The 5,132-nt window shown below is 67.1% G+C and carries 5 protein-coding genes; all 5 read right to left on the bottom strand.

Annotation, left to right across the window (positions count from 1 at the left end):
- Positions 1–138: 138 nt before the first annotated feature.
- On the bottom strand, positions 139–876 hold the full coding sequence (locus ACN4F8_RS06970; RefSeq protein WP_419472882.1) for a DUF1624 domain-containing protein: 738 nt from the start codon (positions 874–876) through the stop codon (positions 139–141).
- Positions 877–895: 19 nt separating this feature from the next.
- Positions 896–1,651 (bottom strand): alpha/beta fold hydrolase, encoded by a 756-nt coding sequence (locus ACN4F8_RS06965; protein WP_419472881.1) that lies wholly within the window; start codon positions 1,649–1,651, stop codon positions 896–898.
- 52 nt (positions 1,652–1,703) lie between these two features.
- Complete coding sequence (locus tag ACN4F8_RS06960; RefSeq protein ID WP_419472880.1) at positions 1,704–3,404, bottom strand: toll/interleukin-1 receptor domain-containing protein; 1,701 nt, start codon at positions 3,402–3,404, stop codon at positions 1,704–1,706.
- 133 nt (positions 3,405–3,537) lie between these two features.
- A complete protein-coding gene (locus tag ACN4F8_RS06955; protein ID WP_419472879.1) occupies positions 3,538–4,512 on the bottom strand; it encodes a DUF808 domain-containing protein in 975 nt (324 codons plus the stop codon).
- 39 nt (positions 4,513–4,551) lie between these two features.
- The coding region (locus ACN4F8_RS06950; RefSeq protein ID WP_419472878.1) for a phosphoribosylformylglycinamidine synthase subunit PurQ at positions 4,552–5,132 on the bottom strand (581 nt) is incomplete at its 5' end.

Here is a 5,132-nt window from a genome sequence, read left to right as displayed (position 1 = left end):
GCCAGCGTGTAGTCCCTCTGCGTGCGCTTGATGCCTGATTCCATTTGACTTGCCTTTTCTTTCACGAAAAAGTGTCAACCTCTGGCAGGACGGGTCAGCGTCTTGTGAAAAAGCGCGGGCCTCCGCGCTTTTTTCGTTTCAAGCCAGCTGGATTCCCAGCCAGATCAAGCCCATCAGCACCGGCTGGTGCAACAGGTAGTAGCTCAGGCTCCAGCGCCCCAGTTGCACCAGGACCCGGCGTCCACCCTGGGCGGGAGCGCTGCTGCCCAGCCACTGCGGGCGCTCGCTCATTGCCCAGCGTCCAGCCGCCACCCCCCACCACATGACGCCCAGCCAGGGCAACAGAGGCACGTAGTCCTCGGTCACGGGCTTGCGGCTGATGAGCCCCAGCCCGTTGAGCCAAGGCGTGTTGAGCACCTCCAGCGCAGGAACCGACAGGATCAAGGCTGGTGCCACGAATGTGAGGCCGATGGCCAGCGCGCCCAAGGGCCACAGCCACGCGCCCCACCCGGCGGTGAGCCGAACCACGATCAGCATGAGCGCGATGCCGTGCAGCACGCCGAAATGGATGAAGCTTTTGGGGAACACCAGCAGCGAACCAGCCGTGACCAGCAAGGCCGCGCCCGCCACCAGCCACCAGCGGCGCCAGAAGCGCGCCCAGGTCTGCCCCTGGTGCAAAGCCACCGCCTGCGACAGCCCGGCGGTGAACAGGAACAGGCTCACGATGGCTGTGCGTTGCCAGGTCCAGAAAGGATCGCGGTAGAAGTCCTCTCGGATCAGGCGGAAAAAGTTGAGGTCGAAGCAGAAGTGGTACGCCGTCATCCACAGCATGGCGGCGGCGCGCAGCAGATCGATGCGGTCAAGTCGCTGCGTCATGGACACGTTCATGAGGGTTTCACGCACAGGCCTGTCGGTGAATCTGCAGCAGGATCTGGCTGAGCTCTGCAGGCTCGCTGACCATGGGGTCGTGGCCGGTGGCCATTTCCACCACATTCCAGCCGGGTTCGCTGCGCACCCTCACGCGCGACGGCGCAATGGTGGCCAGCGCGGGCTGGGTGCAGTCGATGAAGGTGCGGGGCACGGCGTCCACCCTCGCGGCGTCAAACTGCAATGGCTGCTGGTACAGCCGGAAGGGCTGGGGCGTCTGGCGGCGGTTGACCCAGTCGCGGTCGGCGCCGCTCAGGCCAAACAGGCTGGCATCGGGCGGCGGAAAACTCAGACCCCCGCTGGATTGCGATGCCGCGATGCGGGCCTGTCGCGTGTCCTCCGAATGGGCGCTGCTCCAGCTGTCACCCGGGCGGGGCAAGGCAGCGTCGAGGTACACCAGGTGCACCAGCAGGCCTGCCTGTTCCCGCTGCAACCGGTCGGCCACGCCGGTGATCACCATGCCTGCGTAGCTGTGGCCCACCAGCACCACGCGCTGCAGTTCTTCGGTTTCGATCAGACCGATCACGTCCTCGATGTGGGTGTGCAGATCGATCGTGGGTGACAGCAAGTGGGCCCGTTCGCCCAAGCCGGTGAGCGTGACCGCGTGGCTCTGGACGCCCGCACCGCGCAGCAGCGGCAGCACACGGCGCCAGCACCAGGCCCCGTGCCACGCGCCATGCACGAGAACGATGGCGGTTTTTTCAAGCAGTGCGGCTGAAGTCAAGGACCTTCTCCAGTGATCGGGAAGCCCCGGATTCTGCCCTGAGCGTTGGCGGTCAGCGGTGCGCTACCAGTTCAAACACATCCTTCTCGATTTCCCGGTGCCCGGCGCTGAGCACGCGCCGCTGCATCTTCACGTAGCGCTTGACGTTGGGGGCGTACCAGACGAGGTACTGAATGCGCACCGGCTCGATCGGTGCCAGGGTGGAACCGCCGGTGGCGCTGCGGCTGCTCCAGACCTCGACCTTGAAGGCGTCGAAGCTGCCGCCGGGTACGTTCACGGTTTCGCGGCCCACCACCTTGGCCTCGGAGTACCACTGGCCCCAGGTGTCCATGTCGGGCGTGGCGAAGTTGCTCAGCGGTCCCAGCGAACTCAAGTCCCTGAATGCGCCGAGATAAGGGCTGTACTCCAGGCCGATCTGTTGCCAGGCCATGAAGCCGGGCCGGCTGCCCAAGAGCCTGCGTGTGTCGCCCACTGTGCGCTCCTGCGCATCGGCTTGCAAGGTGTCGGTCACCACGCCGTCGCGAACCGACTCCACGGCAATCACGATCTCGCGGCGCGGACTGGTCGGCCATTTGCCGCTGGTGCGGTAGGTCCAGCTCTCGCCAGCTCGGGGCAGCAGGCTGTCGGCTTTGGGCGCAACGGCGGGCACCGGTGCAGGCGCAGGCGTTGGGGCGATGGCCACCGGGTCCGGCGCGGGAACCACCACCGCCGGGCGTGGCCGGACCGACAGCGTCCTGGTGACCGAGCCATGCGCGTTGCGCGCTGTCAGTGTGAACGTCGTGGGCTCTGCCACCGCCACCGTCACGCAGTCCTTGACCGGCTTGGCCAATGCCCCGAGCTGCGGCGTGAGCGTGACGCTCTCAGCCAAGGCCACCGAGTAACACAGCTTCGCGCCAGCAGGGTCGCCCTGGCTCTGGAAGAGGCGGATGACTGGTGGCGAGGGCGTCGGCGGTGCGGGTGGAGCAACAGCGGCCACCGGGGGCGGTGTCGGGGATGGCACGGCGGCGGGCGCAGTCGCCGGGGCTGCGGCTTTGCCAGGGCCGGGGGGTGCCTCGGCCGTCAGGGTGGGCGTCGACGACGCTGCCGGCGCTGGCTCGGGCGATTCGCTCCTCCCCGCCCAGAGCGCCACCCCGAGAACGCCCGCCACCAGACCTGCGACCACCATCCATCTCCTCGAAGAACCCCCACCCGGCGCGGGTGACCCCAGCGCATCGGGCGCAACGCCGGCTTGTGAGTGCAAGGTCTGAGCCACCGGCACATCACCGGGCACGGTGATCCCGGTGTCTGACCGTTGCCCCAGCATGATGTTGAGCGCACGGATCAATTCGCGGGTCGATCCGTCCCACTGTTTGTGGCTGATTTCGATGGCCTGGCGCCGCGCCAGCGACTTGAGTTCGTCGGGCAGTTCCTCGGTGCGCGGCATCAGCGCGCCACCCACCAGCACCGGCACCACGCGGATCTCGCGCTCCAGCGCCACGCGGGTTTCAAGGCGCACGAAATCGTGGGGATCGTCGAGTCGTCTGCGCCCGGCGGCGTCGGTGGTGCTCAGCCACTCGTCCCCGATGACGACGATCAAGACCTTGCAGGACCCCACCGCCTGTTCGATGGCGGTGACGAAATCGGTGCCGAGTTCGATCCCCTCGACATCCATGAACACCTGATCGGTGCCGAAGTGGGCCGAGAGCCTGTCGTACAGCCGCCCGGCGTAGCCCGCCGAATCGTCCCTGCGGTAGCTGATGAAGATCCCGTCCATGTGGCGAAGACCCGAGGTTTCACCGCCAATCGGTGCGGTGTCCGGTGTCGGGCCGCTCAAGCTCCCGGGGCCGACCGGATCATTCTAGGACGCTGCCCCGGCGTGTGCCATCCCCACCCGGGGGATCGGCGTGTCAGGCGGTCTGGGGCTTTTTGCCGCGCAGGCGGCCGATGAACCCCACCACCAGCAGCACCAGTGCCCCGGCCACCACACCCACCAGCGCACCGGCCAGGTTGGTCACCACAGGCGCCACCCAGCCCAGGCCAGCGGCAAATTCTTCGATGCCGTGGCCCACCGCCGGCACGCCGTGCACCAGGATGCCGCCACCCACCAGGAACATGGCGGCGGTGCCCACCACCGACAAGGTCTTCATGAGCCAGGGCGCCGCAGCCAGAATGCCGCGCCCGATCGCCTGTTTCCAGGCGGCCACCTGCTGGTTGAGGTAGAGGCCGAGGTCGTCGAGCTTGACGATGCCGGCCACCAGGCCGTAGACGCCCACCGTCATGAGCGCCGAGATGCCCACCAGCACGGCCACGCGCTGGCCCATGCTGGCCGCGGCCACCGTGCCCAGGCTGATCACGATGATCTCGGCCGAGAGAATGAAATCGGTGCGCACGGCGCCCTTGATCTTCTCTTTCTCGAAGGCCACCAGGTCCACGTTTTTGTCGGCCACGGCCTCCAGCAGCTTGGCGTGCTCCGCCTCGTCCTCGGCCTTGTGGGCACCAAACGCGTGCACGAGTTTTTCGACGCCCTCGTAGCACAGGAACAAGCCGCCGAGCATCAGCAGTGGCGTGATGGCCCAGGGCGCGACCACGCTGATGAGCAGCGCCGCCGGTACCAGGATGGCCTTGTTGATCATCGAGCCCTTGGCCACCGCCCACACCACCGGCAGTTCACGGTCGGCCTTCACGCCGGTGACCTGCTGCGCGTTGAGCGCCAGGTCGTCGCCCAGCACACCGGCCGTCTTCTTCACAGCCAGCTTGGTCATCACGGCCACGTCATCGGCCGCTGCCACGCCTTGCCGTGCGGCCACTTTGGTCATCACCGCCACGTCATCGAGGATGGCGGCGATATCGTCGATGAGCAAAAGCAAACTGGATCCGGCCATGGGTTCTTTCGAGGGTTGAGGGGGTGACGATGCGAAGGCTTACGCGACCCACTTTCGCGCGTTGCGCCACAGCTGCATCCACGCACTGTGGGCCGCGGGGTCCTGGTCGGTCCAGCTCATCTGGATGTTGCGGAACACGCGTTCGGGGTGCGGCATCATGGCTGTGAAGCGGCCGTCCAGCGTGGTCACGGCCGTGAGGCCGCCCGGGCTGCCGTTGGGGTTGAACGGGTAGGCCTCGGTGGCAGCACCGGTGTTGTCGGTGAAGCGCATCGCGGCAATCGCCTTGGCTGCATCGCCACGGTGATGGAAGTTGGCGTAACCCTCGCCGTGCGCCACCGCGATCGGCAGGCGGGTGCCGGCCATGCCGGCGAAGAACAGGCTGGGCGATTCGAGCACTTCCACCATCGACAGGCGCGCTTCGAAGCGCTCGCTCTGGTTGGTGGTGAAGCGCGGCCAGGCCTCGGCGCCGGGAATGATGTCGGCCAGCTCGGCGAACATCTGGCAGCCGTTGCACACGCCCAGGCCGAAGGTATCAAGGCGGGCAAAGAATGCCTTGAACTGGTCGGACAGCGCCGGGTTGAAGGTGATGCTGCGCGCCCAGCCGATGCCCGCGCCCAGCG

The organism is Hydrogenophaga sp. (genome assembly GCF_048549895.1).
Taxonomy (GTDB): Bacteria; Pseudomonadota; Gammaproteobacteria; order Burkholderiales; family Burkholderiaceae_C; genus Hydrogenophaga.
The sequence above is the reverse complement of the archived record's forward strand: the minus strand, read 5'-3'. Positions and strand labels throughout refer to the sequence as shown.

Excerpts from the sequence above, each read along its gene's own strand:
- ACN4F8_RS06970 (WP_419472882.1), bottom strand. The coding sequence starts at position 876 with ATGACGCAGCGACTTGACCGCATCGATCTGCTGCGCGCCGCCGCCATG.
- ACN4F8_RS06960 (WP_419472880.1), bottom strand. The coding sequence starts at position 3,404 with ATGGACGGGATCTTCATCAGCTACCGCAGGGACGATTCGGCGGGCTAC.
- ACN4F8_RS06955 (WP_419472879.1), bottom strand. The coding sequence starts at position 4,512 with ATGGCCGGATCCAGTTTGCTTTTGCTCATCGACGATATCGCCGCCATC.